The organism is Aeromicrobium sp. UC242_57, assembly GCF_044452305.1.
GTDB lineage: Bacteria > Actinomycetota > Actinomycetes > Propionibacteriales > Nocardioidaceae > Aeromicrobium.
In genome coordinates this window covers 484277-509367 of record NZ_JBIOAM010000002.1, presented here as the reverse complement: position 1 = coordinate 509367, position 25091 = coordinate 484277, and the positions used below count along the sequence as shown (strand labels likewise).

Here is a 25091-nt window from a genome sequence, read left to right as displayed (position 1 = left end):
TCCTTGTTCGGGCCGAACCAGGCCCCACATGGCCTGGTTCCCGATGCTACGGAGGCCGCGGAATCGCTGGTGTCCCATCGCGACACAGCTATGAACTGGTTCGATGTGGGACACCTGCGGGCCCAGATAGATAGTGACACTCCTCACAGAAGGATGCGCGGCCGGTGGAGGCCGCTGCCAACCCCGAGGAGTTCACGATGATCGGTCTCATGTCCAAGCCAGGTCGCGCTGTCGCTGCCCTGGCAAGTCTTGCCCTCGTGGCAGCGTGTGGTGGAACGTCCGGTGGGTCGGACGCTGCCGCTGGCGACACCGTCTCAGTCACCTACATCGCCGACACGTCGGGTCCGGGTGCGTTCTACGGCAAGGACTTCGCTGCTGGTGCCAAGTACGCGGTGAAGCAGATCAACGAAGACGGCGGCATCGGCGGACGCGAGCTCAAGGTGTCCTTCGTCGACTCCGCATCCGAGCAGCAGTCGGCAGTGGGTGCTGTCACCAAGGCGGCGAAGTCCGATGACATCGCTGTGATGTACGCGCTGCTCAGCCAGAACGCGCTGGCCATGGCGCCCATCGCCCAGCGCTCCAAGATCCCGTTCATCGTCGGACAGTCCGGCTCCGATGGAATCGTCGAAGCCGGTGACTACGTCTACCGGACGACGACGTCCGAAGGTGAGTACTACCGCTCGATGCTTGAGACCCTCAGCAAGAGTGGTGCCAAGTCGACGGCGATTCTCTACGCGAGTGACAATCCGACGGCAGTCGACAATGCCACCGAGACGATCCCTGGGATCGTCAAGGGAGCTGGGCATGACGATCACCGACACGGTGCCGATCAAGACCGCTGACACGGACTTCTCCCAGCCGGCTTCGCGTATCGCCGACGGCAATCCGGACGTGGTGGCCGATCTGACCTTTGGCCCTGCCGTGACGACCTCGATCAAGGCGATTCGCGACGCAGGGTTCGACGGCCCGTTGTACGGCACGACCGCGTTGGGCTCAGGTGCGCTCAAGCCCGCCGGCGACGCCGCCAAGGACACGTTCTACCCGTCCACCTTCATTCCGGCGGCGGACCTGCCGTGGGCGTCGGGTGTTGCGTTCGGGACGGAGTACGAGAAGGCGACTGGTAAGCAGGCCTCGTTCTCGACGGCCGGCGGGTACGACCAGATCATGTTCCTGGCCAAGGCGTTGCAGAAGATCGACACGGGCGACGTCACACGAGATTCAGTCAAGAAGGCGCTGGGCCAGGTCGCCGATGAAGGATTCACCGGGGCGACCGGCGACCCGGTCAAGTTCAAGGATCGTGTGGCCGTGACACCTGGCGTGCTCGTTCGATGGGACGGCTCGGCCGAGACCGTCGCCCCCGACCAGCCTGCGCCGCTCCTCGCCGCGTACGGCGACTGAGCTCCTAGACGAGAGGACGAACGCGATGACACAACAACTCGTGAACGCCGTGGCCCTCGGCGCCATCTACACGTTGTTCTCGTTGGGTCTCACACTGTCGTGGGGAATTCTCAACGTGCTCAACCTGGCTCACGGGGCGGTCTTCGCTGCAGGGACAGTCATCGCGTTCGTCCTCACGACGCATGTCTCTGGTGCTGGACTCGTCGTGGTGCTCGTGGCCGCCGTCCTCGGGTGTGCGGCCTTGGCGGTCGCGATCGAGGGCCTGGCCTTCGCGCCGATCCGCAAACGTGCTCATAACGAGCTCGATGCGGAGATGCGGACGCTCATCGCCAGTGTCGCCGTCGCGGCGATGATCGTCACCATCGCGGGGATCATCAGCGACCATCAGCCCTATGCCTTGCCCGACACTCTCCTTCCGCGGTCGCAGTACCTGCTTGGTGGCGTGCGGGTGTCGAACGTCCAGATCATGGTTCTCGTTGCCGCGCTGGCGCTGGCGGCTGCTCTCATCCTGTTCGTGCGGCGAACCCGACATGGCCGAGCCATGCGTGCGGTGGCGTTCGACCGCACCGCCAGCAGCCTGTCCGGTATCTCTCCGAGAGGTCTGCAGACCGTAGCGATGGCCCTGAGCGGGGCCTTGGCTGGCCTTGCTGGCGTCCTTCTCGCGCTCTACCTAGGGGCGGCCGACGCGCACATGGGTGATGCATTCCTCCTGAAAGCGTTCGCGATCATCATCCTGGCCGGAGTTGGCAGCCTCGAGGGAGCCGTGGCGTTCGCGTTCGCTCTCGCCTTGGTCGAGACGTTGGCCGGCTACTACTTCGGCGGTGACGTGAGGGACGCGCTCGCCTTCGTGCTCATCATCGCGATCCTGGTCATCAGGCCACAGGGACTCGTCGCAGGAAAGGTATGGCAACGCGCATGATTGACTGGTTGAGCAGCAATGAGGGGTACATCCAAGGAGCGTTGGTCGCCACGCTGCTGGCAGCCAGCGTGCAGGTCGCGCTGCGGGCGGGCGTGCTGTCCTTCGCAGGCGCCGGGTTCTACGGCGTCGGCGCGTACGGACTCGGCTACCTGACCACGACCCAGGGCTGGGGCACACCGGCCGCGATGCTCGTCCTGCTGGTGGGCACGGTCATCGCGTCTTGGCTGCTCGCCCTCGTCCTGGCACGGCTACGGGCCTTGTACCTGGCGATGGCCACCATCGCGTTCGTGCTGCTCGTTCACATCGCTGCCCTCGCCTGGGACGGTGTCACCGGCGGACCCATCGGCATGTACGGGATCCCGCCCGTCCTGTCGACCGGATCGGTGGCTCTCATCGTGCTCGGCATCCTGGTCATCAATGCACTCAGCCAGCGGGGTGCGCGCGGCCGCAGCTTGCTGGCGCTCAGGCTCGACGAACCGCTGGCCGGCGCGTTGGGGATCGACGTCCGGAGGGCGCACCGGGCCGCGTTCGTGTGGAGCGCTGTGATCGGTTCAGTGGCCGGCTTCTGCCAGGTGACCCTGCTGACGGTGTTCACGCCCGAGAACGTCGGCTTCCCCGTGGTCGTGTCAGCGCTGACCGCACTGGTTGTCGGCGGAGCCTGGCACTGGGCCGGCCCGTTCGTCGGCGCCGTGGTGTTCGCATGGATGCCGGTGTACCTCGGTGCCATCGGTGAGTGGCGGGCGATCGTCGAAGGAGTGCTGACGGTCATCGTGCTGATCTACCTTCCGCACGGCATCGTCGGGACCGTCTCGGCCATGAGCGACCGCGCCCGGGCGATGGGCGCGTCTCGCCGAGACACCGGCGCGGCCGCAGATGACAGCACCCTCGAGAAGGAGACCGTTTCGTGACCACGATCTTGGAGCTGCGGGACGTCCGCGTGTGGTTCGGCGGAGTCAAGGCAGTCGATGGCGTCTCGATGCAGCTCGACAGTGGGCATCTCCACGCCCTCGTCGGACCGAACGGATCAGGCAAGACCACTCTCGTCAACGCGATGTCGAGTCTTGTCGCGCCTACTGGAGGTCACATTCTCCTGAACGGTGAGGACGTCACGGAGGCAGGGTCCCATGAGGTATATCGACAGGGGTTGGCCCGGACGTTCCAAGGCATTCGTCTGATCGACGGCTGACCGTCAGGGAGAACGTCATGCTCGGGCTCGACGCCCGGGCGGCGACGCGCGCCGAACGTCTGACCGGACGTCAGCAACGCTCCGTTACTGATGAAGCGATGGAGCGACTGGGTGTTCACCCCTTCGCGGACGTTTCGCCATCAGCGCTGCCGTACGGCATGCAGCGCCGGGTGGAGATCGCACGGTCGGTCGCCTCCGATCCGCTCATCCTGCTTCTCGACGAGCCGGTCGCCGGCATGAGTGCCGGTGAACGGCACGACATCGCCACGGTGCTGTCGACCCTGCGCGACGACGGGTTGACGATGCTGCTGATCGAGCATGATCTGCAGTTCGTGCTGTCCCTCAGTGATCACATGTTCGTGCTCAACTTCGGGCAGATCCTCGCCGAGGGCGAGCCATCAGCAACGGCTGGGCTGCCGGCCGTTCAGGAAGCGTTCCTCGGGAGGAAGCATGTCACTACTTGAGATCACCGATCTGCGGGTCGACTACGGCAAGATCGCGGCTGTCAGGGGAATTGACCTGACACTGGACGAGGGCGAGATCGCAGTCGTCGTCGGTGTCAACGGCGCTGGCAGAGCTCCTTGATGAACGCGATCAGCGGCGTCGTGCCTGTGACGTCGGGTGAGATCCGCTTCAAGGGACGCGACATCACCAGACGCTCTGCACACAAGATCAGTCGAGACGGCCTCGTGCAGGTGCCGGAAGGTCGCCGCGTCTTTGCGCCGCTGAGCGTCGAGGAGAACTTGCTGCTCGGCGGATATGCGCAGCGTGACCGTGCCCGCACGTCGGAGATATTGGCGACAGTGTTTGACTCGTTCCCGATCCTTGCGGAGCGACGTCACTCGACGTCCGGGCTGCTCAGCGGCGGTCAGCAGCAGATGCTGGCATTCGGTCGAGCGCTGATGGCAGACCCGGAGGTACTCCTGCTCGACGAGCCGTCGATGGGCCTGGCGCCGGTGATGGTCGATGTCGTGATCGAGGCGATTCGCGACATCGCCGCACGAGGAATCTCGATCCTGCTGGTCGAGCAGAACGCCACTGCCGCATTCGATGTCGCCACGACGGCCTACGTGCTCGAGAACGGTGAGGTCGTCCTACATGGGGCCTCGGCGTCTGTCGCGAAGGATCCGCGAGTCCTGCAGGCCTTCCTCGGTATCGAGGCCGAAGCATCGTAGGTCAGGTCGTCCGCGAAAGGTCAGACGAAGGAGACAGCAACATGTACAAGCTCATCGGCTACTGGTCGGCTCCCCATTCCAAGGACGAGGCGGAGTTCGAGAAGCACTACGTGGACGTCCACGCCCGACTCGCGTCTCAGGTCCCGCTCTTGCGCCGGATCGTCCTGACACGCACGGCTGACGGATTTGCCGGAGCGGAGCCGGCGTTCTACCGGGTGGCGGAGATGATGTTCGACAGCCCAGAGGACATGGCGACAAGCGCTGAGTCGGACGAGTGGCACGCGATGCACGCGGACGCCGGGCACCTCGTCGAGCGGTTCGGCGTGGACTCACTGCCGCCGCTGGATGGGAGCTCGAAGCACAGACCGACTCAGTCCGATGAGCATCCTGGTGACGGGTGGCTCGAAGGGGGTGGGGAGGGCCACGGCACTGCGGTTCGCCCGGCCGGGGGCACACGTCTTCATCAACTATCACGCCGATGATGCCGCTGCGGACGAAACCGCCGCAGCGGTCAAGTCGATGGGGGCCAATCCGCACGTCATCAAGGCAGACGTGCGGACTGTCGAGGGAGTCAGGTCCATCCTCCGGTCGGTCCAGACCGTGACCACCCGGCTGGACGTCGTGGTGCACTGTGCCGTCGACACATCGCTGCCTGGCCCGGCCCTCGCGCTCGACCCGATCGCCTTCGCTGACGCCGTGCAGGCCAACGGCAGTGCGGTGCTGGCTCTCACCCAGTCGGCGCTGCCGCTGATGTCGGCAGGCGCCAGCGTCATATTCGTGACCAGCCGTGGGAGCCATGCGGTTGTGCCTGGGTACGTCGCCGTCGGGGCGCCGAAGGCACTGGGCGAGATCCTCATCAGGTACCTGGCTGTCGAGCCGGCGCCGTCGGGCATCCGTGCCAACTGCGTGATGGGTTCGGCCATGGATACCGATGCGATCAGAGCGGCTCTTCCGCCGGTGAGGCCGAGGCGCGTCTGCTCAAGGCCGCGGAGATGAATCCCAGCGGTCGGCGCATCGAGATCGAGGGCCGTGGATGCCATCGAGTTCCTGGTGTCGGACCGACTCGAATGATCCAGGGCCAGTGCCTGACTGTCGACGGCGGCTACTACCTGCGTTAGCCGGCCCGGCGCCGCGAGTCCCTCATGCAGCCCGCGGGGTGGGGCGACCACGTCAGCCGGTCAGCCTCACTGACGAGATCGTCGAGACTGCGGGCGATCTGCGCCGACATGGGACGGGATCGCCGCGTGTCGAGATCCACATGAATGAGCGTCTCTTCCAGCGAGCTGGATACCTGCTGGGTTGATCGGTTCACCAGGTAAGCTGATCAGGTGGAGGGTCGTAGTCGTGCGCCCGATCACCCGAGGATGCATCGAGACCGAGCTGCCCTGCAGGATCTCCGTCGACAGCGTGACGTGCTGCTCCGCCACGAAGAATCCCATGCGCCGTGCGGACCGATAGTGGTCGTCTACGCCAACGGCTTCGAGGAGCGACGCTGTGCCGTGCCCGCCCAGGACGGCGTACTGCCCCACGGTCATGTGCCCGTTCTCGTCGATGAACTCTGCTGGCACTCGTGTCGACCAGGTCTGGGGCAGGGCGACGACGTGCGCGTACGCCGGGGTTTGGTTCACCGATCCTCCTGGGTTGACGCCGGGATCCGGCTGGCGAGTCCGTGAAGCATGTCGCGCGGCAGAGCCGAGCAGATGTGCCGGTTTGCTACAGCACGTCGGGTTTGTCGCCGCGGACCGGATGTGTAGCGAAATCGATCACGGCGCTCCATGTGACCGGTGTCACGCTGGCGCTCGTGAGGTTCCGGACGGCCGATGGTGGCCGGGTTTCCGGGGGAAACCGGAACTGACACATCCGGCCAGCGGATGTGTTTGAAGAGCCGAGCGGTCGCCACGGTGGCCGGATCCGAAAAGGGAATTCCATGCACAGAACACGTATCAAGCTGACGGCGGCGGTTGCCAGTGGGCTGCTCGTCGCTGTCGGAGCGAGTGCCTGCGCCAGCGACGCAACCTCTGACGCCGAATCCAGCGCTGACTCCGGATCGTCCGCTTCCAGCAGCGACGAGGCGGTGGCTGCCGCGCAGGTGGTCGTTGACCAGGCGCTGAGCGCCGACAAGACTTACCCGAAGCCACCCGGTGACTTCGACCCCGGCAAGAAGAAGGCCGTCGTCATCGCCCAAGGCTTCGCCATCCCGGTCATCCAGGCGATGTCCGAGGAGGCCGTCACGGCATACAGGGCCATGGGCTGGGACGTCGGACAACCGCTCGACGGCGCGCTGAACCCCGCCACCTTCGGTGGTCAGGTCGACCAGGCCGTGCAGGACAAAGCCGACGCCATCACCTTGGTCTCCGCTCCACTGACTCCCGTCAAGGCGGCCATCCAGCGGGCCATCGATGCAGGCGTCGCGGTCACCTGCGTGAACTGCGACATCCCGGCCGACGTGCACGGCTGGGGGTGGAGGACGCCTCGGTCGACTTCCAGGAGCAGGGCCGCATCATGGCGGCCTCCATCATTGCCCGAACCAAGGGCAAGGCCAACGTGGTCATCACCGAGGAGCCCGCGCAGGCGACGGTGGTCGACCGGGTGAAGGGCCTCGAAGAGGCTTTCAAGGAGTGCAGTACCTGCAAGATCCAGAAGATCACGATCCCGGCGGCGGACTCGGTGCTTCCAGGGCCCCCGGTGTGGACGTCGTTCCTGACCAAGAACGCGGCAGGCGGCGGGGTGACCGACGCGGTCGCGTACTACGACGGGCTCACCCAAACGATGGACACTGCACTCAAGCAACAGGGTCGCACTGATATCGCGGTGTCGGGGTTCGATGCCGATGAGGCGCCGGTCACCGGCATCGCCTCCGGCAGCAAGCCGGTCGTCGCCGACCTCGCCATCCCGTACGAGTACCAGGTCTGGTCCGCGGTCGATCTTGCTGCGCGCATCTCGGCGAAGGCTGATCTGTGGGACGCGTCGAAGATGCCCAGCACGTTGCTGGACAAGTCCAACGCCGGCGACTACACGCCATACGTGGGTGCCGGAAGGTGACTGGAAGGGCGCCTTCCAGACCTCCTGGGGCGCCAAGTAAAGCCTGAGCGGAGAGATCGCGATGACTGATATTGCTCCGGCGCCGACACTGTCGGTTCAGGGCCTACGCAAATCGTTCGGACGAACGGAAGTTCTGCGAGGTGTCGACCTCGATGTCCAGGCGGGTGAGTTCGTCGGCCTGATGGGTCCGAACGGGGCGGGAAAGTCCACCCTGATCAAGATCCTCGACGGGCTCTACTTCACCGAGCTCGGGCCGAATCTTGGTGGATGGTCGTCAGGTGGACAGCCTGCGAACCAGCCACGACGTCGGCTTCGTCCATCAGGACCTGGGTCTGATCGATGCGCTCTCAGTCGTTGACAACTTGCGGCTCGGGCAACCAACGCTGGGGCGTCTCGGTCCGCTTCTCGACAAGCGGGCCGAGCGCCTCGAGTCACAACGCGCGCTGGAGCTGGTGGGACTCGAGATCTCGGTCGACGCGTTGGTCGGGAGCCTTTCACCGGCAGAGAAGACGCTGCTCGCTGTTGCCCGGACGTTCTCTCGAGGCGCTCGTATCCTCTTCGTGGACGAAGCGACCTCGACCCTGCCCCCCAGCGATGCGAGACGAGTGATCTCTGCGCTGGCAACAACGGTCGAGGCGGGAATGACCGTCATCATGGTCAGTCACAAACTAGGGGAGATCCTCGACGGAACCAGTCGGGTCGTCCTGCTCCTCGACGGCCGTATTGCCGCAGATCGGACCACGAGAGGACTGGACCGGGCCGCCCTCGTGCAGTTCCTGTACGCCCACGAGTCATCACGAGCCGTCGAGGCGGGTGGGGAGGAAGGCGTGTTCGTCGGTGAGAGGACGCTCGGACCGATCGAGCTCGACATGACGGCCGCCCGCGGGGGGCGAGCGGGACCCATCAACCTGAAGGTCGCCGCAGGGGAGATCGTCCGGGCTGACCGGCCTGGCCGGGGTCGGGCCTCCACGACGTTGCCCTGCTTGCCGCCGGCGCTCTGCCTGCGCTCGAAGGCTCCGTCAGCAGGCGTAACAGCGGGGTGGGGCTGGTCCCGCCTCACCGGGAGACCCAGGGCGGATTCGTAGACCTGAGCGTCAGGCACAACCTGACCATCTCGTCACTAGGGCGTTGGCGGGGCAGGACACGACTGCTGGCTGCCCGCCGGGAGTGCGAAGACGCCGAAACTGTCGCAGAAACGCTCGGGATCGTCCCGGACGGCGTGGAGACACCGTTCGGACTGTTGTCCGGCGGCAACAAGCAGAAGGTCGTGTTCGGCAGAGCACTGCTGCGCAAACCTGGATTGTTCGTCCTCTGCGAACCGACTCGAGGCGTCGACGTGGAGACGCGGACATCTATCTACCGGCTGATCCACGCGCTGCGGGACGACGGGGCAGCGGTGCTCATCGTCAGCTCCGACTCCGAGGATCTCTTTGCCACGTGCGACCGCGTGGGGGCCGTCGAGGACGGCGTACTCGGCCCCCTGCGCCCCGTCCATCTCATGAACTCCGCCGACATGGAGGCACTCCTATGACCACCACACCCGAAGAGAAGCTGATCGACTCGACAGCGACCCCGAAAGACGCCACACCATCGGCCGGAACTGGCGGGGACGCGCCTGGCGCGCGTCGGTCACCGGCGCGTCTCCGGGCGGCGCGACATGTGCAGTCCTCGGTGACGCTGGTCGCCTTTCTCGTGCTGTTCGCAGCCTTCGCGATCTGGCTCGGCGGCGAGTTCGTGAACGCCAGCGCTCGCGTGCTCAACATCCACCAGAACGCGCCGATCCTGCTGCTTGCCCTGGCTGCGCTGGTGACGTTGACCGCGGGGATGTTCGATCTGTCGATCGCATCGATGGCCACCCTCACGACCTTCCTGACCATCGGCCTGAGAACCGAGCAGGATCTCGGAATCGGCTTGATCCTGTTGATCTGCTGCGCTGTGGGCATCTTGGGCGGTCTTCTGAACGGGATCTTGGTCGAGGTGCTGGGTATCAACACCTTCATCGCCACCTTGGGCTCTGGGGGCCTGTTCCTCGGCGCGTCATCGGTGTACTCCGGCGGTGCGCAGATCGCGCCGGCCGTGGACGGCCCTACGCTGCCGAGCTGGTTCCTGGAGTTCGGTCTGTTCACCCAGAAATGCCCCGACTGGCTGTTGATTGCGCTGATGGTGCTGGGTGCCGTCGCCACGGCGCTGTCCCTCGGTCGGTGGAAGCCCAGGTCGGTGCCGACCGCAGTCTGGTGGTCCGTGCGCGGTGTCATCGGCGTGTCGGTCCTGGCCGTCGAGCTCTTCGTGATCCGCGCATGGTTCGACGCGATCTCGGTGCTCGTCGCCTCGCTGATTGCGGTGACCTTCTTGCTGTGGGTGCTGCTGCAGCAGATCAGCTACGGTCGCTACCTGCGAGCTGTGGGCTCGAACCGGGCGGCTGCGTCCCTGGCCGGCGTCTCGGTCCAGCGAACCGTGATTCAAGCCTTCGTGCTCGGCGGATTCCTGGCCGGACTGTCGGGCGTCGTGCTGGGTGCCACTCAGAGCGTCGCCGTGCCGAACGTCGCTGTCTCGTACCTCCTGCCGGCCTTCGCCGCTGCCTTCCTCTCCACCGTCGTCCTGTCGTCGAGTCAGTTCACGGTGTGGGGAACGCTGATCGGCGGTGTGTTCTTGGTGTGGGTCAGCCAAGCGCTGATCCTGGGTGGGTTGTCGCCCACCTGGAGCGACATCGTCAACGGTGCAGTCCTGGTCGTGGCAGTAGGAATGTCGAGCGTCCTCAATCGCGTGCGTACCTGAGCCGCGGAACACACGGCTCTGCCCGGCGGACAGCTGTCCGCCGGGCAGCGCAGTCTGGTCTGTCCCGTCGGCCGCGTCCGGGACGCCGTGTCATGTACCGAAGTGGGACACGCTCAGATTGTGACCTTGCTTACGTTCGAAGGGTCAGACATTCCGACCTAGGAGACTCCCATGTCAAGGCACTACACCAGTACGACACGACGACGCAGGTCTATCGCAACCGTCGCAACGCTGCTGATCGCGGCTCTCGCGTTCGCTGGCTCGGAGCGCGCCGCATCGGCCGCCGGCAGCACGGGCCCCACGCTCGAGGAGGTTCCGATCTCGCTGCTAGCCAAGCCGGCCGACATGAAGAGCGGGCCTGACGGGAAGATGTGGTTCACCGAGCTCACGGGCAACAACATCGGCAACATCGACCCCGTCACGAAGAAGGTCACCGAGTATCCCATGCCGGTCCCGGCCTGCGTCCCGTACGCGATCAACGGGGCCCCCGGTAACAACATCTGGTTCACGGCGGTCGGCCCGGGCTGCAACGCCATCGGTCAGATGGACCTCGCGACCAAGAAGATCACGCTGCACAGGATTCCGACGCTGCAGGCTCACCCGGCCGACCTCAAGGTCGGTCCGGACGGTGCCCTGTGGTTCACCGAGCTGGTCGGCAACAAGATCGGCCGCTTCGACACCACGACCTTCGAGTTCGAGGAGTTCCCGCTGCCCCGGTTGGCGGCTCTCCCGCAGGACATCGCGGTCATCGGCGACAACAAGGTCTGGTTCTCTGAGCAGGGCTCGAACCGCCTGTCCAACATCGACGTGACCACCAAGCAGATCGAGTCCTACCCCTACCCGACGCCTCTGGCGCAGGTCTTGGACATCGACCCGGGCGCCGATGGCAAGACCATCTGGTTCGCCGAGATCGTGGGCAACAAGGTGGGCAAGTTCGATCCGGTCACGAAGAAGTTCACCGAGTACAACTCGCCCACGTTGGCGTCGAGTCCCTTCACGATCTCTGCCGGCCCGGACGGCGCCATGTACTTCACGATGCTGACCGGTCGGGGCGTCGGCCGCGTGGATCCTGTCACCGGCAAGGTGACGAGGACGCAGCTCCACGTCGCTGCTCTCGATGCCAGCAGATATCTCGTGCCAGCGTCCGATCGACGATGCCCAGGATGGGGACTGCCTGCCTGGCACCTCGCTGTACTACTCCGACCTGGGAGCGGACAAGGTGGGCGTCCTGACTCCGTAACGGACCCGCTCGGGTGTAGCGAACGGCCACACCCGGCGCTGACACAGTGCGGCGAGACTGGCGACGGACCTGAGCGGTCCGTCGCCAGTTCCATGTCATGAGGAGTCGTCTTGCCCGCAGTCTTTGAAGATCTGGACACGTTCAGCGCCACCGTCGGCCAGTCGCTTGGAACCAGCGATTGGTGGCAGGTGACCCAGCAGCAGGTGGATGCGTTCGCAGATGCGACCGGAGACCGCCAGTGGATTCACGTCGATCCCGAACGTGCAGCGGGCGGTCCTTTCGGTGGAACCATCGCTCACGGCTACCTGACCCTGTCGCTCGTGCCGATCTTGGCGGAACAGATCTTCGAGGTGCAGAACATCGCGTCAGTCGTGAACTATGGCGCGGACAAGCTGCGCTTCCCCCACCCGGTTCTCGTGGGTTCACGCATCAGGGCGACCGCGACCCTCGCCGGAATCACACCGAAGGGCACCGGGACGCAGGCTCTCATCTCGTTCGTGGTCGAGATCGACGGAGCCGAGAAGCCGGCCTGCGTGGTCGACGTGGTGTACGTCTACACCGCCGTTTGAGCCCTGTTCTGATCTGGGACATCGGCCCCAGATCATGTGGACCTAGCGTGCAGGAGCACGCGACGAAAGGTATATGCACACATGAACGTACTGTCCGTCATCGAACGGGTCGCACGACGTCGCGGGACGCACCTGGCCTTGCGATCCGAGGACGTGCTGCTGACATACGAGGAACTGCTCGACCGCGCATCGCGCATCGGCGCCTACCTCGTTCGTGAGGGACTCAAGCCGGGCGAGCGGGTCGCAGTCTTCCTGCACAACCAGCCCGAGTACCTCCCCATGGTCCTGGGCATCTGGAAGGCCGGCGGCGTCTTCGTGCCGTTGAACGCGCTGTTCGCACCCTCGGCGATTCGTCATGCCGTCGAAGACTCCGAGACGCGGTGGGTGCTGACCCGGCCTGACGCCGTCGGGACTGTGCGCGAGGCTCTCGAGGGCCTGGAGGTGGCCGCACGCATCATCTCCACGGGCCCGGCAGACGGCGCCGTCGTCACCTTCGACGACGTGATCGCCACCGATCCACTCCCGACGACGGTCCCGCGCAAGGACCACGACAACGCCGTGCTGATGTATACCAGCGGTTCCACCGGCCGACCGAAGGGCGTGCGTCAGACACATCGCAACACGGTTGCCGCCAGCGAGGCGACGATGGATGTCTGGGAGATGACCGATGAGGACCACGCGCTCGTCTGCACTCCGCTGTTCCACGTCGGTGGTCTCCAGCTCATCTCGTTGCCGGCACTGCTTGCCGGTGCCACGGTGACGCTGATGAAGTGGTCTGTCGACGAGTACCTCAGACTGGCGGTGTCGCTCGAGCCGACCGTGCTCGCCATCGTTCCGGCCATGATGATCGACATCGTCAACACGCATGAGACGGGACGCCACCTCGACTCCGTCCGCGTGTGCGCTGTGGGTGGGAGCGCGCTACCCGCAGCACGGCTCGAAGCCTTCACACGAGCAACAGGTGTGGTGCCGGTGAACATCTATGGTCAGACCGAGCAGGCCGGCCTCGCCATCTGCGAGCCATTGCACGAAGCACGCAGGGAGGGCACGCTCGGTCGGCCCCTGTCCTCGATCGTCGAGCACCGGATCGTGGCCCTGGGCAGCAACAACCCTTCGGACGTCGCCGTGGAGGGCGAGCTTCTGGGTCCGTGGCGACGCCGTCACACCGGGCTACTGGCGGCTCCCTGAAGTCAACGCAGTCAAGTTCGTCGACGGCTGGTTCCGCACCAGCGACATCGTGCGCACGGACGACGACGGCTTCCTCTATTACATCGAACGCACCGACGACATGATCATCAGCGGGGGCGAGAACCTTTACCCCCAGCTGATCGAGAATCTCCTGCAGGGCTGCGAGCTCGTCGCCGAGGTCGCCGTCATCGGCACCAGGCACGAGCGTCTCTCCGAGCAGGTGACGGCCATCATCGTGCCGTCCCGCCCCGGTGTGACGGCAGAGGACATCGCCGCCTACTGCCAGAGCAGGCTCGAGCTGCGCGGACTCCAGCGGCCCCGACGGATCGAGGTCGTCGACGCGATCCCGAGGACCGCCACCAACAAGATCGACCGACCCGTGCTGCGCCGGCAGTATCGCTGACCCGAGGATTCGCATGCCGATTGACTTCCAGCCCACAGACGCGGTGCGTGACCTCGTCTCCCGCACCGAGCAGCTTGTTCGCGACGTCGTGCTGCCGGCCGAGGACGCGATCGACGGCGTCATCGACGATGGCGGTGAGCCCTTGAGAGCTCAGCTCCAGGCCGCCGCGCGCCAGGCCGGCGTGTTTGCACCCCATGTCTCCGTGGAGCTCGGCGGCCACGGTCTCTCCATGACGGAGCGCGCCCCGGTCTTCGAGGCGGCCGGTTACTCGGTGTTCGGACCACTGGCGCTCAACATCGCTGCCCCTGACGAGGGCAACATGCACTTGTTGGCCGAGGTGGCGACGCCCGAGCAGCAGCAGAGGTACCTGGCCCCGTTGGCGGCCGGCGACATCCGCTCTGCGTTTGCGATGACGGAGCCGGCACCGGGTGCCGGCTCGGGACCCGGGCGCGCTCAACACCGTCGCGACAAAGGACGGCGCCGGCTGGCGTATCGACGGCCAGAAGCACTTCATCACCGGCGCGGACGGCGCGGGCTTCTTCATCGTCATGGCTCGTACCTCCGGAGAGGTCGGCGAAGCCGGCGGAGCCACCATGTTCCTCGTCGACGCCGAGGCTGAGGGGCTCGACGTGACACGGCACATCCGCACAACCGATCGCTCGATGATCGGCGGCCACTGCGTCGTGGCGTTGGACGGGCTACGGGTCACCCAGGACGATGTGCTGGGCGAGGTCGACGAGGGATTCCGCTACGCGCAGGTGCGACTCGGCCCGGCACGCATGACGCACTGCATGCGGTGGCTCGGCGCTGCACAGCGCGCTCACGACGTGGCGCTGGCCTGGGTCGGTGAGCGCCAGGCCTTCGGCGGTCTCGTCTCCGATCTCGGCATGGTCCAACAGATGATCGCCGATTCCGAGATCGATCTTGCCGCATCGCGCGCGCTCATCCTGCGCGCCTGCTGGGAAGCTTGACCGTGGCGGCCGGGCGGGTCAGGAGGTGTCGATAGCGAAGACCTTCGTCGCCGAGGCACTCACCCGCGTGGTCGACCGCGCGACTCAGATGTGTGGCGCCATGGGAGTGTCGGAGGACCTACCCATCTCACGCATCATGCGCGAGGTGCGCCCGTTCCGCATCTACGACGGGCCCTCAGAGGTTCATCGCTGGTCGATCGCCCGCCGCGCCGTTCGCAACGCCGGGAAACGGGCATGACGCCGCCCGTTCACGCGGGGTCCGGCCACGATCTTCCGGGGCTCGATCTTGCCGTCCTGCGTCCGCTGTTGGCCGAGAAGGTCGACATCGTCGGTGATCTGCGGGCTGAGGTCATCGCCGGGGGGCGATCGAACCTGACATATCGCATCCTCGACGACGCCTCGATGTGGGTGTTCAGACGACCGCCGACCGCCGGCCTGACGCCTTCGGCGCATGACGTCGAACGAGAGTTCACGGTCATGGCCGCACTTCAAGGATCGGAGGTGCCGGTCGCGCCGACGCTGTTGATGTGTACCGATCCAGCACTGATGGGTGCCCCGTTCGTGGTGGTCGGCCACGTCGACGGGCGGACCTTGCGGACGCAGTCCGACCTAGTCCGGATCAACGACGCCGAGCTTGATCGGTGCGCCGACGACTGGTACGCGTGCTCGCTCAGCTTCACGCGATCGAACCCGCCGAGGTCGGACTGGCCGGGTTTGGTCGTCCCGGGTACGTCGGGCGCCAGGTTGCGCTCTGGCGTCGGCAGTGGGACCTCGTCAGCCGAGAGGGGAGCACCGACGTCGATCGGCTGCACCAGCAGCTGACCGAACGAGTGCCGGCGGAGCGGCGGTCGGCCATCGTCCACGGCGACTATCGCATCGACAACACCATGGTCGACCACGACGATGCCGGGAGGATCAAGGCTGTGGTCGACTGGGGCTGTCGACGCTGGGAGACTCCCGGGCCGACCTCGCCATGACCTGCGCGTACCGGCATCCCGCTTTCGACCACGTCGTCGGCGAGCCGGCCGCCAGCACCAGCGCGCGCATGGCCGATGCCGACTCATTGGCCGATCGCTACGCGACGGTGTCCGGCGACGACCTGGGGGACTGGCCGTTCTACCTGGGCCTGGCTCACTTCAAGCTCGCCGTGATCGCCGCGGGCATCCAGCACCGGCACGACCGGGGAGCCTCCGGTGAGGACGCGTCCGGTGCAGGGGCCGCAGTGCCCGATCTCATCGCCGCGGGTATCGCGGCGCTCAGGCCCACTCGACACATGGCCCGGACCAGTCCGGCCGGACAGGAGAACCCATGAATATCGACGGATCGGTGGCGCTCGTCACCGGAGCAGCCTCAGGGCTGGGCCTCGCGACCTCCAAGAGGCTCGTCGAGCGCGGAGCCAAGGTCGTCCTGGTGGACCTCCCGAGCTCCGAGGGCGCTGCGCGTGCGGCAGAGATCGGTGCGGCCGCACAGTTCGTTCCGGCTGACGTGCGCGATGCAGATCAGGTGTCGGCCGCCGTCGCCGCAGCTGCAGAGCTGGGTGATCTGCGGGTAGCCGTGAACTGTGCGGGTGTCGGTGACCCCGCCAGGACGATCGGCAGACACGGGCCGCTCGACCTCGGCAGGTTCGCGCGGGTCATCGAGATCAACCTCGTCGGGACGTTCAACGTCATCCGGCTCGCTGCGGACCAGATCGCGAAGAGCGCCCTGGTCGACGGCGAGCGTGGCCTCATCGTCAACACCGCCTCCGTGGCCGCGTTCGACGGCCAAGTGGGCCAGGCCTCGTACGCCGCATCCAAGGCCGGTATCGCAGGGATGACTCTCCCATTGCCCGTGACCTTGCTCGTCATCAGATCCGAGTCATGACGATCGCTCCCGGAATGTTCGAGACTCCCATTCTGGAGGGACTGTCCGACGAGATCCGGGCGTCGCTGGCGGCCCAGGTGCCGCACCCATCGCGGCTGGGACAGCCCCACGAGTACGCCGCCCTCGTTGCTCATCTCGTCGAGAACGCGATGCTCAACGGCGAGGTCATCCGTCTTGACGGAGCGATCCGGATGGCCCCCCAGTGAGCGCCCAGGTTCGTCCAGCTGCCATCGTCACCGGCGCCTCTCGCGGCATCGGTGCCGAGATCGCTCGACGACTCGCCGTCGAAGGCCACGACCTGACGATCAGCGCTCGTGGCCGTGAAGCCCTTGACGATCTGGCCACAGAGCTGCGGGAAGCTCACGGTGTCGACGTGCTCGTGGTGACCACCGACATGTCGAGCGAGGACGACGTCCGGCGCCTGGCGCACGAGCACGCCGACCACTTCAAGCGGCTCGACGTGCTGGTGCTGAACGCCGGGATGGGAGACATCGGGGCGTTCGCGGACTACCCCGTTCGCCGGTTCGACAAGATGTACATGGTCAATGTTCGCTCCGCATTCGTATTAACCCAAGACCTCCTGCCGCTTCTGCGGACGGCCGGCAGCTCCACGGTTCGTGGCGGCAAGATCATCGCGATCGCTTCAACCACAGGCGTCGTGGGAGAACCGCTCAACTCGGCCTATGGCGCCACCAAGGCCGCGCTGATCTCGTGGTGCGAGACGATCAGTACGGAGGAGTCGGTAGGCGGTGTCGTCGCCACCGCTGTGTGCCCGGGGTACGTGGCCACCGACATGACCAAAGGGCTGTCTGACACGCTCTCGCAGGACCACATGCTGCCTGTCGCCGATGTGGCGGAGGCCGCGCTGAGCCTGACACGTCTGAGTCGTCAGACCGTCGTGCCCAGCATCGTGCTGACCCGGCCAGGCGCTCATCTGTGGCGCGCGTGACGCAGCCGTAGCGGAACGGGACACCTGTCGTCCGGGTCCCGGACCTAACGTTTGAGACGAACCGACCGCTGCAGAGAAGAGTGAAAATCGTGACCAGTGCTGTCATCGTCGACGCCGTCCGTACTGCCTCAGGCAAGGGCAAGCCCGGAGGTGCCCTTTCGGGTGTCCATCCCGTCGACTTGCTCTCGCAGACCCTACGAGCGCTGCTGGATCGCAACGATGTCGACCCGACGTTGATCGACGACGTCATCGCGGGCTGCGTGTCGCAGGTCGGCGATCAAGCGCTCAACGTGGCCCGGACCGCGGCCCTGGCGGCGGGGCTTCCCGAAGAAGTTCCGGGGACCACCGTCGATCGCCAGTGCGGATCGAGCCAGCAGGCCGCGCACTTCGCTGCCCAAGGCGTCATGGCTGGTGCCTACGACATCGTCATCGCGTGCGGCGTCGAATCGATCAGCCGTATCCCGATGGGAGCCAGCTCCCACGGTGGCGACCCGGTCGCGGGCCCGCTGGCGAACCGGTACCCCCAGGGCCTGATCGGTCAGGGCATCTCCGCAGAGCTGCATCGCGGCCCGGTGGGGCCTGTCACGGACGCAGCTCGATGACTATTCCGCACGTTCGCACCAGCTTGCCGCAGCGGCCGTGGAGTCGGGACTGTTCGACCGCGAGATGGTTCCGGTGATCCTGCCCGACCTTTCGCGCCACCTCACGAACGAGACGCTGCGCGCCTCGACAACGGCCGAGAGCCTCAGTGGACTGCGCGCCTCCTTCGAGTCCGAAGAGTTTGCTCACCGCTTCCCCCAGATCAACTGGAGCATCACGGCGGGCAACTCCTCACCTCTGACCGACGCCGCGTCGGCTGTGCTGATCATGAGTGAGGAGCGGGCGAAGCAGCGGGCCTGACCCCGCGTGCCCGGTTCCACTCGTTCTCCGTCACGGGCAGCGATCCATTGCTCATGCTGACTGGCGTCATCCCCGCGACCGAGAAGGTGCTCAAGCGGGCTGGTCTCTCGATCGACGACATCGACACCTTCGAAGTCAACGAGGCGTTCGCCCCGGTGCCGCTCGCGTGGCTGGCCGAGACCGGCGCGGACGCATCGCGTCTCAACCCGGCCGGCGGCGCCATCGCGCTGGGCCACGCGCTCGGCGCTTCTGGGACCCGGCTGCTGACCACGATGCTGACCAACCTCGAGGCATCGGGCGGCCGCTACGGCCTGCAGACGATGTGCGAGGGCGGCGGCATGGCCAACGCCACGATCATCGAGCGGATCTGATCGTGAGCATCACCTTCGACTTCTCCGGGCGCACCGCACTCGTGACCGGCGGCGCGCAAGGCATCGGCCGAGAGATCGCGCTGATGTTCCATCGGGCGGGCGCGCACGTCGCCATCCTCGACCGCGATCCCCAGGCGCTGGACGAGTCGTGGCCTGCCGGTACCGAACGGGTCTCTACATTCGCCGTCGATGTCAGCAGCGGGGAACAGGTCGGTGCTGCGGTCGATGACATCGTCGCTTCGACCGGATCGCTGGACATCGTCGTGAACAACGCGGGTATCACCCGCGACACCGTGGTCTGGAAGATGACAGACGACCAGTGGCAGGCGGTGATCGACGTGCACCTGAAGGGCACCTTCGTCCTCACCCGCGCCGCCGTGCCGGTCATGCGGGCGGCCGGATTCGGACGCATCATCAACGTCACGTCGTACACCGGCCTGCACGGGACGATCGGCCAGGCGAACTATGCTGCGGCCAAAGGAGGCATCGTCTCCTTCACCAAGACGGTGGCAAAGGAGACCGCCCGTTTCGGGATCACGGTCAACGCGATCTCCCCTAACGCAGCGACGGCGATGGTGACAGCGGTGGGGGAGGAACGGCTTGCGGCCATGACTGCGAGCGTCCCCGCAGGACGATTTGCGGAGCCTGCCGAGATGGCCACGGCCGTCGGGTATTTGGCCGCCGACGAGAGCTCCTACGTCACCGGCATCGTCCTCCCGGTCGATGGCGGGCTCGCGATGTGAAAAGCGTCGAGGTAGGGGTAGTCGAGACTGACGTTAAGGTGAACCTCGTGTCCCCGCCCCCTCCCTCGGCCCGCCGCACCCGCTTGGACGCCGACGATCGTCGCGGTCAGATCGTGTCAGCAGCCAGGACGCTGTTCGCCGCGCAACCCTACGAGGCAGTGTCCACGAGCGACATTGCCCGAGCCGCGGGCACGACGCGGACGAACATCTTGTACCACTTCAGCAGCAAGCGGGACCTCTTCCTCGAGATCATCGAGCACTTCTCACGCATCCCAGACGTCGTCGAGCCAGCGACGAACGCCCAGACCGTGGAGGATCGGGTCTCGTCGGTTTTCCACCGATGGCTCGACGCTGTGGAACGCAATCAGCAGACGTTCCTGACGATGTTGCACGCGGCCGCAAGTCCTGACCCGTTGGTCAGCGGTGTTCTCGCCAACAGCATGAAGGCCTGGGAGCGGCGTCTCCTGGTCGTGGTGGGGTTGGACCCGTCAGACCCGGCACATCAGGCCATGGTCAAGACCTTTCAGGCGATGGTCGCTGCCGCGACAGCGGCCTGGTTGCAGGAGGACGTGCTTCAGAAGGAGCAGGTTCACAGTTTGCTTACCGCGTGTCTGATTGCCATGGGAAAGGCAGCCAAAACACCCTCTTGACACCATGTCAGTAGACGGTAGAGTGGTGTAACCCAGGTCACGCTGCACAGCGTGCTTGGGCACCCCGAAGGTGTCAGGAGGACCGCATGACGATCGATGATCGCACTCGTTCAATGCTCGCCCTCCGCGAGCGGTTCCTCAGCACGGGAGGAGCGGCGGAGGGTTTCGACGGCGTACGGCCCGGAATCGTCGCATCGTGGCGTCGCTCGCTGATGTACGGACTGGAACCGGAACGATCTCGTCCGGCCTTCGAGGAGCCAGCTCCTTCAGAACAGCTCATCGAGATGACTCGCCGTGTCATCGAGCCACGTCGCCACCATTTCGCTGACGCAGCAGCCAGCATCGCCTTGACGGACCACAACGGTCGGCTGCTCGTGCGATGGGTCGAGGACTCGGCGTTCCAGCGCCGTCTCGACCATCACGACGTGTTGCCCGGATTCTCCTTCGCGGAGACTGCAGTCGGCACCAACAGTGGAGGCATGGTGCTCGAGACCGGGCGGGCATCCATCGTCGTTGGACCCGAGCACTTCTTCGAGGAATCGGTGCTGTTGACCTGCGCGGGCGCTCCGATACGTCACCCCGTCACTCGGCGCGTGATCGGCACCCTTGATCTGACCTGCCGGGTCGAACAGACTTCGACATTGCTCCTGGCCTGGGTGACGGACCTGGCGAGCGAGATCGAGCAAGCTCCTTGTCAAGGCGCTGTCGAGTCGAGAGCAGGCGTTGCTCATGGCCTACATGGCCGAGAGCCACGACGCCCGCCAGGGCGTTGTCTGCCTCGACCACCAGACGATCGTGAGCAACGCCACCGCATCGCGCATGCTCAGCCCAGTGGATCAGGCCATGCTGTGGGAGCGCGCAGGACAAGGCATGAAGTCGGGAGTCGTCGATGCCGAGTCGACCATCACCTTGTCGGACGGCACGAGTGCGTTGATGCGCACCCGACCCCGTGCTCGACGGCGGCGCGACAGTCGGCGCCTTGGTGCGGCTGCGCCCGCTGCAGACGGAGCCGACCGACAGCGGACGGCTGACGATCCCGAGCGAGCCGCGGCAACTGCCGGGCCTGGTGGGACAGAGTCCAGCCTGGACCGACATGCGTCGCAAGCTCAGCACCTTGGGCGGCCGAACCCTGGTCCTGGTGGGCGAGCGGGGAACCGGTAAGACCTCGGTAGGTCGAGCGCTGCTGCAGTCCGAAGGCGTCGACGACATCGTGACGGTCGATGCCTCGGGCCTTCGTACCATCGACGAGCGGGCTTGGCTGGGAGACCTTTCCAGAGCCGCCAGCGGCGACTCGAAGGCCGTGCTGTTGACGCATGTGGAGCACATCGGTGAGACCATCGCCAGCTCGGTACACGCGGCCCTGAGCGATGCCCGCGAACGTGGACTTCGGGTCGTGGCGACGTGTGCGCCTCGAGGCGCGGGCATGGAGTCACCGATGCTCGGGTGGTTCGACGTCGAGGTCGCGGTGCCGTCGCTGGCTGACAGGTCGGACGACATCGCGGTGCTGCTCGAGGAACTGTCCTGGCGTGTCACGGGTGGAATGCGCCGGAGCCGTTGGACTTCCGACGTCGTGCAGACGGTCTCGCGGGCGAGCTGGCCGGGCAACGTGGCAGCGCTCGACTCGCTGGTTCGGTCGATCATCAAGGACGGCAGCAAGGATCGGGTGACGGCGGCCGACCTTCCGGCATCGGTCAAGGCGAGGGCATCCCGCCGGCAGCTCGTCGGACTGGAACGGGTCGAGGCTCAAGCCATCATCCAGGCACTGGAGGCGGTGGACGGCAACAAGAAGGCCGCAGCCGATGCGCTGGGCATCGCCCGGTCGACGCTGTACCGCAAGGTTCGCGCCCTCGGTATCGACCTCGCAGGTTCCACGTTCTAGACGGTCCACCGTGCACGGCAAGGCCCGGACTCCCCTGGAGCCCGGGCCTTGCCGTGCACGTCAGGCGTCGATGCGCTCGAAGTGGGCGATGTCGAGGATCTGCCCACTACGCTCCTCGGCCCAGACAGCTCTGACGCGGCTGCCTACCGGCAGGTGCTTGCGCACATTGGCCGGATCGTCGAAGTCGACCCCCACGACCCAGTGCATGAGGAGAGTGCTCGCCCCGTCGAGCCGGATGCCGCCGATGGCGTAGGGCGCCGGCGGTCCGCCGGTAAAGCCGTGCCACGCGACAGTGAAGACCTCGAGGGTTCCCTCCGGCGGTAGCTCCAGCCACGCGTCGGTGGCTTCAAAGCAGGACTCGCAGTACGCCTGCGGCGGTACGAAGACGCGTTCGCACGAAGAGCAGCGGTTGGCGAGGATCTTCTTGTCCTTCAGCCCTTCCATGAACCGGCTCCAGGTGACCCCGAGATGGATGTCGTACCCGAGATTCCAGGCGACCGCTTGAGTGGTGGGTGTGGTCATGTCAGTGCTCCCTTGTCAGCGTCTCGAAGACGGCGAGGTTCTCGAACTGGAAGAAGGATCCGCCTGTGCCATGGGCCAGTGCTCTGCGTGCGCCGGCCACCTGCAGGGCCCCGGGCGCATCGCCCATGACCTGCAGAGCGGCGTAGGCGTATGGCGAGAGCTCACCGGCGACTCCGGCATTGGTGCATTTCGGCCCGCCCGACAGGTTGGTCGGCAGCGACCCTCCTGAGTCGGTGACGCCCGATCTGATCAGATCGACGCCGCCGCCGAGCGGGGCGAAGCCCAACGCCTCGAGCTGCATCGGCTGCATGTGCGCATAGGGGGCAAAGATCTCGACGACGTCGAAGTCCTCCAGTGGGTCACGTACATCCGCCAAGGCATATACGCGGTTGGCCAGGTTGGCGAGGTTCTGCATCTCGGAGAAGTCGCCCTTGCCGCCACCGAGATACGGGTCGCTGGAAGTTCCCATCGCCCGGATCAGCGCCGGTGTCGTCGTCAGGTCCTCGACACACTCGGGGTCGGCCACGATCATGGCGACAGCCGATACCGAGACCGGGCACACCATCGGCTGGGTCAGCGGCGACGCGAGTGGTCGGCCGTCGATGACATCCTGCTCGGTCACTTCGTACCGGAGGTGGGCATGCGGGTTCTGCGCTGCCTTTCGGTGGTCAGACACGACGACGATTGCCAGGTCCTCGGTCGTCAGTCCGAAGCGCTCCTGGTAGGCACTCGCTGCGAATGCGCCCATGTGATAGGCGCCCATACCCAGTGGCTGCTCGACGATCATCGGCGAGTTGGTGTTGATCGCACTCTGCAGGTCGGTGGCGCCGAAGAACGTGGGGCCGCCCACGCAGAGGACCCGGCGATGTGTGCCGGACCTGACCATGCGCGCCGCGACCTGCATCAGGTTGCCGCCCGTGGTCCCGCCGGTGTTGATGATCACGATGGGAAGGTCGGCGCCGATGCCCAGCAGGCGGGTCAGGTGCTTGCCGCCGAGGACGGTGCCCTCGAACCCGTCGATGTTTCCGATCACCACGGCGTCGAGGGTGGCCGGATCGGCGCCGCAATGGTCCAAGGCCGCCCGCACGGCCTGCTGACACAGCTCGATCGTGGAGAGGGTCTGCTTGCGCGGGGAGGTGGCGTCGGTCAGGCCGACGCCGACAACTGCTGCTCTGTACGACATCAGGCGGCCTCCACAACCATCACGGTGACGTCCTCGGACACGGTCCCGGTCTCGGAGTCGACCGAGTGGGCGACCGCCCGGGAGGCGCCGCTCTGCTCCAACCGTTCCACCGCCTCTAGAAGTCGCAGGGCACCGTTGGCCAGGCCCGGAAAGTTGCTGCGCAGGCCACCACTGGCGTTCACCTGCTCGTCGGAAAGGATCTGTGCCAGGCCGAGTGCGTCGAGGTAAGGGTGGTGCAACGCAGGGGTCGGCGCGCTGATCTCGGCCAGGTCGATCTGTTCGGGGACGATCCCCGCTTGTCCATAGGCCATCGTCGCGGCACGGCGGGTGGGTGCCCCCGGATCGCTCAGCCACTGGCCCGACCAGGTGTACTGGCCGGTGCCATGCCCGAGTCCGGTCAGACGAGCCGAGCGTCCCAAGGCCCGACCAGCCCGAGCCGGTGACGCCAGCACCACGGCAACTGCTCCGGTCGAGTGTCCCGGCAGCATCAGATCGTGCAGCGGCCAGGCGATGCGGGGGGATGCAAGCACACCGGCTCGAGTCGAGGACTCACGGCGCAGCGACCGGGGCCGGTCGCTGCCACGGGTGAGCTCGTCCGCGGCGAAGTCTGCGAGTGCGTCGAGATCGAGGCCACCGTTCTCGAGCTGATGGGATGCGTGCAGCGCGTAGATCGTCTCTGCGGTCAGTCCGATGGGCCGGTCGAAGTGAGGCTCGAAGCCCAGGTTGGAGATCTGCTCGATGAACGAGCGGCGAGTCCGACTATCGGCCGATCGTGTCTCAGGGTTGTGGACTCCGACTGCGACCGCGACCTCGACGTCACCAGCGGCGACCGCCTGGGCGGCTGTGATGATGGCCAGTCCAGAGTCGCCCTCCACGCGGTACGCGTCGTTGAGATAGCCGGCGGCGGCTGCGTTGGTCAGGCCGCTAGAGATGCTGCGGCCGTCCAGCACGTCCATGGAAGCGGTGACGGACAGTCCGACGTCCTGCTTCCGCAGGCCGCACTCGCGAAGAGCAGCGTGAACGGCGTCGAACACGAGTTCGTCGAGCATCGCATCCTGCTCGGGCAGGAAGGGGGTTGCAGCCAGACCGATGATGTGGACGGGTGCCACCTGTCGGGTCCGCTGGGCGCGGGTCGCGGTCATCTCACTCCTTGTCGGACGGGTAC

Annotated in this window: 29 protein-coding genes and 7 pseudogenes; 32 read left to right on the top strand and 4 right to left on the bottom strand. The window is 66.0% G+C overall.

The window, feature by feature from the left end; all coding sequences use genetic code 11:
- Positions 1 to 164: 164 nt before the first annotated feature.
- From ACHMWU_RS07855 to ACHMWU_RS07815, 9 genes and pseudogenes are all read left to right on the top strand, one after another.
- On the top strand, positions 165 to 842 hold the full coding sequence (locus tag ACHMWU_RS07855) for an ABC transporter substrate-binding protein (RefSeq protein WP_396042564.1): 678 nt from the start codon (positions 165 to 167) through the stop codon (positions 840 to 842).
- Positions 805 to 1398 (top strand): ABC transporter substrate-binding protein, encoded by a 594-nt coding sequence (locus ACHMWU_RS07850; RefSeq protein ID WP_396042562.1) that lies wholly within the window; start codon positions 805 to 807, stop codon positions 1396 to 1398. The genes ACHMWU_RS07855 and ACHMWU_RS07850 overlap by 38 nt, the downstream gene beginning before the upstream one ends.
- Before the next feature lie 25 nt (positions 1399 to 1423).
- Positions 1424 to 2317, top strand: a complete 894-nt coding sequence (locus ACHMWU_RS07845; RefSeq protein WP_396042560.1) for a branched-chain amino acid ABC transporter permease — start codon at positions 1424 to 1426, stop codon at positions 2315 to 2317.
- A gap of 8 nt (positions 2318 to 2325) precedes the next feature.
- Positions 2326 to 3225: a branched-chain amino acid ABC transporter permease gene (locus ACHMWU_RS07840; protein ID WP_396042558.1), complete on the top strand. Its 900-nt coding sequence runs from the start codon at positions 2326 to 2328 to the stop codon at positions 3223 to 3225.
- 68 nt (positions 3226 to 3293) lie between these two features.
- A pseudogene (locus ACHMWU_RS07835) lies at positions 3294 to 3967 on the top strand (ABC transporter ATP-binding protein).
- The gene (locus ACHMWU_RS07830) at positions 3954 to 4088 is read left to right on the top strand and encodes a hypothetical protein (RefSeq protein ID WP_396042556.1); all 135 of its coding nucleotides are present in this window, start codon (positions 3954 to 3956) and stop codon (positions 4086 to 4088) included. The pseudogene ACHMWU_RS07835 and the gene ACHMWU_RS07830 overlap by 14 nt, the downstream one beginning before the upstream one ends.
- Positions 4088 to 4678: an ABC transporter ATP-binding protein gene (locus ACHMWU_RS07825; protein WP_396042554.1), complete on the top strand. Its 591-nt coding sequence runs from the start codon at positions 4088 to 4090 to the stop codon at positions 4676 to 4678. The genes ACHMWU_RS07830 and ACHMWU_RS07825 overlap by 1 nt, the downstream gene beginning before the upstream one ends.
- 41 nt (positions 4679 to 4719) lie before the next feature.
- Positions 4720 to 5160 carry an EthD family reductase gene (locus ACHMWU_RS07820; protein ID WP_396042552.1) on the top strand — a complete coding sequence of 147 codons (441 nt, stop codon included), beginning with the start codon at positions 4720 to 4722 and terminating at the stop codon, positions 5158 to 5160.
- On the top strand, positions 5090 to 5674 hold the full coding sequence (locus ACHMWU_RS07815; RefSeq protein WP_396042550.1) for an SDR family oxidoreductase: 585 nt from the start codon (positions 5090 to 5092) through the stop codon (positions 5672 to 5674). Before ACHMWU_RS07820 ends, ACHMWU_RS07815 begins: the two co-directional genes overlap by 71 nt.
- Before the next feature lie 188 nt (positions 5675 to 5862).
- Here ACHMWU_RS07815 and ACHMWU_RS07810 read toward each other — a convergent pair whose 3' ends face one another.
- Positions 5863 to 6306 carry a thioesterase family protein gene (locus tag ACHMWU_RS07810; RefSeq protein ID WP_396042548.1) on the bottom strand — a complete coding sequence of 148 codons (444 nt, stop codon included), beginning with the start codon at positions 6304 to 6306 and terminating at the stop codon, positions 5863 to 5865.
- Positions 6307 to 6605: 299 nt separating this feature from the next.
- Between ACHMWU_RS07810 and ACHMWU_RS07805 the strand changes: the two genes are divergently transcribed.
- The 23 genes and pseudogenes from ACHMWU_RS07805 to ACHMWU_RS07695 all read left to right on the top strand — a co-directional run bounded on the left by ACHMWU_RS07805 (position 6606) and on the right by ACHMWU_RS07695 (position 22221).
- Positions 6606 to 7271: a hypothetical protein gene (locus ACHMWU_RS07805; RefSeq protein WP_396043078.1), complete on the top strand. Its 666-nt coding sequence runs from the start codon at positions 6606 to 6608 to the stop codon at positions 7269 to 7271.
- Positions 7181 to 7720 carry a hypothetical protein gene (locus ACHMWU_RS07800; protein ID WP_396042546.1) on the top strand — a complete coding sequence of 180 codons (540 nt, stop codon included), beginning with the start codon at positions 7181 to 7183 and terminating at the stop codon, positions 7718 to 7720. Before ACHMWU_RS07805 ends, ACHMWU_RS07800 begins: the two co-directional genes overlap by 91 nt.
- A gap of 61 nt (positions 7721 to 7781) precedes the next feature.
- A complete protein-coding gene (locus tag ACHMWU_RS07795; RefSeq protein WP_396042544.1) occupies positions 7782 to 8078 on the top strand; it encodes an ATP-binding cassette domain-containing protein in 297 nt (98 codons plus the stop codon).
- Positions 7975 to 8805: pseudogene (locus tag ACHMWU_RS07790) on the top strand (ATP-binding cassette domain-containing protein); the annotation flags it as partial. The gene ACHMWU_RS07795 and the pseudogene ACHMWU_RS07790, both read left to right, overlap by 104 nt.
- The gene (locus ACHMWU_RS07785; RefSeq protein ID WP_396042542.1) at positions 8760 to 9251 is read left to right on the top strand and encodes an ATP-binding cassette domain-containing protein; all 492 of its coding nucleotides are present in this window, start codon (positions 8760 to 8762) and stop codon (positions 9249 to 9251) included. The pseudogene ACHMWU_RS07790 and the gene ACHMWU_RS07785, both read left to right, overlap by 46 nt.
- Positions 9248 to 10495: an ABC transporter permease gene (locus tag ACHMWU_RS07780; protein ID WP_396042540.1), complete on the top strand. Its 1248-nt coding sequence runs from the start codon at positions 9248 to 9250 to the stop codon at positions 10493 to 10495. Before ACHMWU_RS07785 ends, ACHMWU_RS07780 begins: the two co-directional genes overlap by 4 nt.
- Before the next feature lie 171 nt (positions 10496 to 10666).
- The gene (locus tag ACHMWU_RS07775; RefSeq protein WP_396042538.1) at positions 10667 to 11836 is read left to right on the top strand and encodes a hypothetical protein; all 1170 of its coding nucleotides are present in this window, start codon (positions 10667 to 10669) and stop codon (positions 11834 to 11836) included.
- Positions 11837 to 11845: 9 nt separating this feature from the next.
- Complete coding sequence (locus ACHMWU_RS07770; protein ID WP_396042536.1) at positions 11846 to 12304, top strand: MaoC family dehydratase; 459 nt, start codon at positions 11846 to 11848, stop codon at positions 12302 to 12304.
- A gap of 81 nt (positions 12305 to 12385) precedes the next feature.
- Positions 12386 to 13492, top strand: coding sequence for a class I adenylate-forming enzyme family protein (locus ACHMWU_RS07765; RefSeq protein WP_396042534.1), 1107 nt, complete (start codon positions 12386 to 12388; stop codon positions 13490 to 13492).
- Positions 13493 to 13541: 49 nt separating this feature from the next.
- Positions 13542 to 13895, top strand: coding sequence for a hypothetical protein (locus ACHMWU_RS07760; RefSeq protein WP_396042532.1), 354 nt, complete (start codon positions 13542 to 13544; stop codon positions 13893 to 13895).
- A 13-nt stretch (positions 13896 to 13908) separates the two neighbouring features.
- Positions 13909 to 14226, top strand: a pseudogene (locus ACHMWU_RS07755) (acyl-CoA dehydrogenase family protein); the annotation flags it as partial.
- A gap of 97 nt (positions 14227 to 14323) precedes the next feature.
- Positions 14324 to 14476: pseudogene (locus ACHMWU_RS07750) on the top strand (acyl-CoA dehydrogenase family protein); the annotation flags it as partial.
- Between the two features lie 12 nt (positions 14477 to 14488).
- Complete coding sequence (locus ACHMWU_RS07745; protein WP_396043023.1) at positions 14489 to 14866, top strand: acyl-CoA dehydrogenase family protein; 378 nt, start codon at positions 14489 to 14491, stop codon at positions 14864 to 14866.
- Positions 14867 to 14891: 25 nt separating this feature from the next.
- Positions 14892 to 15104 (top strand): acyl-CoA dehydrogenase family protein, encoded by a 213-nt coding sequence (locus ACHMWU_RS07740; RefSeq protein ID WP_396042530.1) that lies wholly within the window; start codon positions 14892 to 14894, stop codon positions 15102 to 15104.
- Positions 15101 to 15843 (top strand): annotated as a pseudogene (locus tag ACHMWU_RS07735) (phosphotransferase family protein). The gene ACHMWU_RS07740 and the pseudogene ACHMWU_RS07735 overlap by 4 nt, the downstream one beginning before the upstream one ends.
- Positions 15840 to 16178 carry a hypothetical protein gene (locus ACHMWU_RS07730; protein WP_396042528.1) on the top strand — a complete coding sequence of 113 codons (339 nt, stop codon included), beginning with the start codon at positions 15840 to 15842 and terminating at the stop codon, positions 16176 to 16178. The pseudogene ACHMWU_RS07735 and the gene ACHMWU_RS07730 overlap by 4 nt, the downstream one beginning before the upstream one ends.
- A pseudogene (locus ACHMWU_RS07725) lies at positions 16175 to 16935 on the top strand (SDR family NAD(P)-dependent oxidoreductase). The gene ACHMWU_RS07730 and the pseudogene ACHMWU_RS07725 overlap by 4 nt, the downstream one beginning before the upstream one ends.
- The gene (locus tag ACHMWU_RS07720) at positions 16932 to 17678 is read left to right on the top strand and encodes an SDR family NAD(P)-dependent oxidoreductase (protein ID WP_396042526.1); all 747 of its coding nucleotides are present in this window, start codon (positions 16932 to 16934) and stop codon (positions 17676 to 17678) included. Before ACHMWU_RS07725 ends, ACHMWU_RS07720 begins: the two are co-directional and overlap by 4 nt.
- 89 nt (positions 17679 to 17767) lie before the next feature.
- Positions 17768 to 18949, top strand: a pseudogene (locus ACHMWU_RS07715) (thiolase family protein).
- Positions 18950 to 18951: 2 nt separating this feature from the next.
- The gene (locus tag ACHMWU_RS07710; RefSeq protein WP_396042524.1) at positions 18952 to 19692 is read left to right on the top strand and encodes an SDR family oxidoreductase; all 741 of its coding nucleotides are present in this window, start codon (positions 18952 to 18954) and stop codon (positions 19690 to 19692) included.
- Positions 19689 to 20342, top strand: a complete 654-nt coding sequence (locus ACHMWU_RS07705; protein ID WP_396042522.1) for a TetR/AcrR family transcriptional regulator — start codon at positions 19689 to 19691, stop codon at positions 20340 to 20342. Before ACHMWU_RS07710 ends, ACHMWU_RS07705 begins: the two co-directional genes overlap by 4 nt.
- An 86-nt stretch (positions 20343 to 20428) precedes the next feature.
- Positions 20429 to 21373 (top strand): GAF domain-containing protein, encoded by a 945-nt coding sequence (locus ACHMWU_RS07700; protein WP_396042520.1) that lies wholly within the window; start codon positions 20429 to 20431, stop codon positions 21371 to 21373.
- Positions 21292 to 22221: a helix-turn-helix domain-containing protein gene (locus ACHMWU_RS07695; protein ID WP_396042518.1), complete on the top strand. Its 930-nt coding sequence runs from the start codon at positions 21292 to 21294 to the stop codon at positions 22219 to 22221. The genes ACHMWU_RS07700 and ACHMWU_RS07695 overlap by 82 nt, the downstream gene beginning before the upstream one ends.
- 60 nt (positions 22222 to 22281) lie before the next feature.
- Here ACHMWU_RS07695 and ACHMWU_RS07690 read toward each other — a convergent pair whose 3' ends face one another.
- The 3 genes from ACHMWU_RS07690 to ACHMWU_RS07680 form a co-directional block, all read right to left on the bottom strand.
- Positions 22282 to 22665 carry a Zn-ribbon domain-containing OB-fold protein gene (locus tag ACHMWU_RS07690; RefSeq protein ID WP_396042516.1) on the bottom strand — a complete coding sequence of 128 codons (384 nt, stop codon included), beginning with the start codon at positions 22663 to 22665 and terminating at the stop codon, positions 22282 to 22284.
- Between the two features lie 79 nt (positions 22666 to 22744).
- Positions 22745 to 23926: a thiolase family protein gene (locus ACHMWU_RS07685; protein WP_396042514.1), complete on the bottom strand. Its 1182-nt coding sequence runs from the start codon at positions 23924 to 23926 to the stop codon at positions 22745 to 22747.
- Positions 23926 to 25068 (bottom strand): hypothetical protein, encoded by a 1143-nt coding sequence (locus ACHMWU_RS07680; RefSeq protein WP_396042512.1) that lies wholly within the window; start codon positions 25066 to 25068, stop codon positions 23926 to 23928. Before ACHMWU_RS07680 ends, ACHMWU_RS07685 begins: the two co-directional genes overlap by 1 nt.
- Between the last annotated feature and the right edge of the window lie 23 nt (positions 25069 to 25091).

Excerpts from the sequence above, each read along its gene's own strand:
- ACHMWU_RS07690 (WP_396042516.1), bottom strand. The coding sequence starts at position 22,665 with ATGGAAGGGCTGAAGGACAAGAAGATCCTCGCCAACCGCTGCTCTTCG.
- ACHMWU_RS07845 (WP_396042560.1), top strand. The coding sequence starts at position 1,424 with ATGACACAACAACTCGTGAACGCCGTGGCCCTCGGCGCCATCTACACG.
- ACHMWU_RS07775 (WP_396042538.1), top strand. The coding sequence starts at position 10,667 with ATGTCAAGGCACTACACCAGTACGACACGACGACGCAGGTCTATCGCA.
- ACHMWU_RS07820 (WP_396042552.1), top strand. The coding sequence starts at position 4,720 with ATGTACAAGCTCATCGGCTACTGGTCGGCTCCCCATTCCAAGGACGAG.
- ACHMWU_RS07700 (WP_396042520.1), top strand. The coding sequence starts at position 20,429 with ATGACGATCGATGATCGCACTCGTTCAATGCTCGCCCTCCGCGAGCGG.
- ACHMWU_RS07745 (WP_396043023.1), top strand. The coding sequence starts at position 14,489 with ATGTTCCTCGTCGACGCCGAGGCTGAGGGGCTCGACGTGACACGGCAC.
- ACHMWU_RS07680 (WP_396042512.1), bottom strand. The coding sequence starts at position 25,068 with ATGACCGCGACCCGCGCCCAGCGGACCCGACAGGTGGCACCCGTCCAC.
- ACHMWU_RS07825 (WP_396042554.1), top strand. The coding sequence starts at position 4,088 with ATGAACGCGATCAGCGGCGTCGTGCCTGTGACGTCGGGTGAGATCCGC.
- ACHMWU_RS07850 (WP_396042562.1), top strand. The coding sequence starts at position 805 with ATGACGATCACCGACACGGTGCCGATCAAGACCGCTGACACGGACTTC.
- ACHMWU_RS07830 (WP_396042556.1), top strand. The coding sequence starts at position 3,954 with ATGTCACTACTTGAGATCACCGATCTGCGGGTCGACTACGGCAAGATC.
- ACHMWU_RS07685 (WP_396042514.1), bottom strand. The coding sequence starts at position 23,926 with ATGTCGTACAGAGCAGCAGTTGTCGGCGTCGGCCTGACCGACGCCACC.
- ACHMWU_RS07795 (WP_396042544.1), top strand. The coding sequence starts at position 7,782 with ATGACTGATATTGCTCCGGCGCCGACACTGTCGGTTCAGGGCCTACGC.
- ACHMWU_RS07780 (WP_396042540.1), top strand. The coding sequence starts at position 9,248 with ATGACCACCACACCCGAAGAGAAGCTGATCGACTCGACAGCGACCCCG.
- ACHMWU_RS07765 (WP_396042534.1), top strand. The coding sequence starts at position 12,386 with ATGAACGTACTGTCCGTCATCGAACGGGTCGCACGACGTCGCGGGACG.
- ACHMWU_RS07805 (WP_396043078.1), top strand. The coding sequence starts at position 6,606 with ATGCACAGAACACGTATCAAGCTGACGGCGGCGGTTGCCAGTGGGCTG.
- ACHMWU_RS07800 (WP_396042546.1), top strand. The coding sequence starts at position 7,181 with ATGGCGGCCTCCATCATTGCCCGAACCAAGGGCAAGGCCAACGTGGTC.
- ACHMWU_RS07730 (WP_396042528.1), top strand. The coding sequence starts at position 15,840 with ATGACCTGCGCGTACCGGCATCCCGCTTTCGACCACGTCGTCGGCGAG.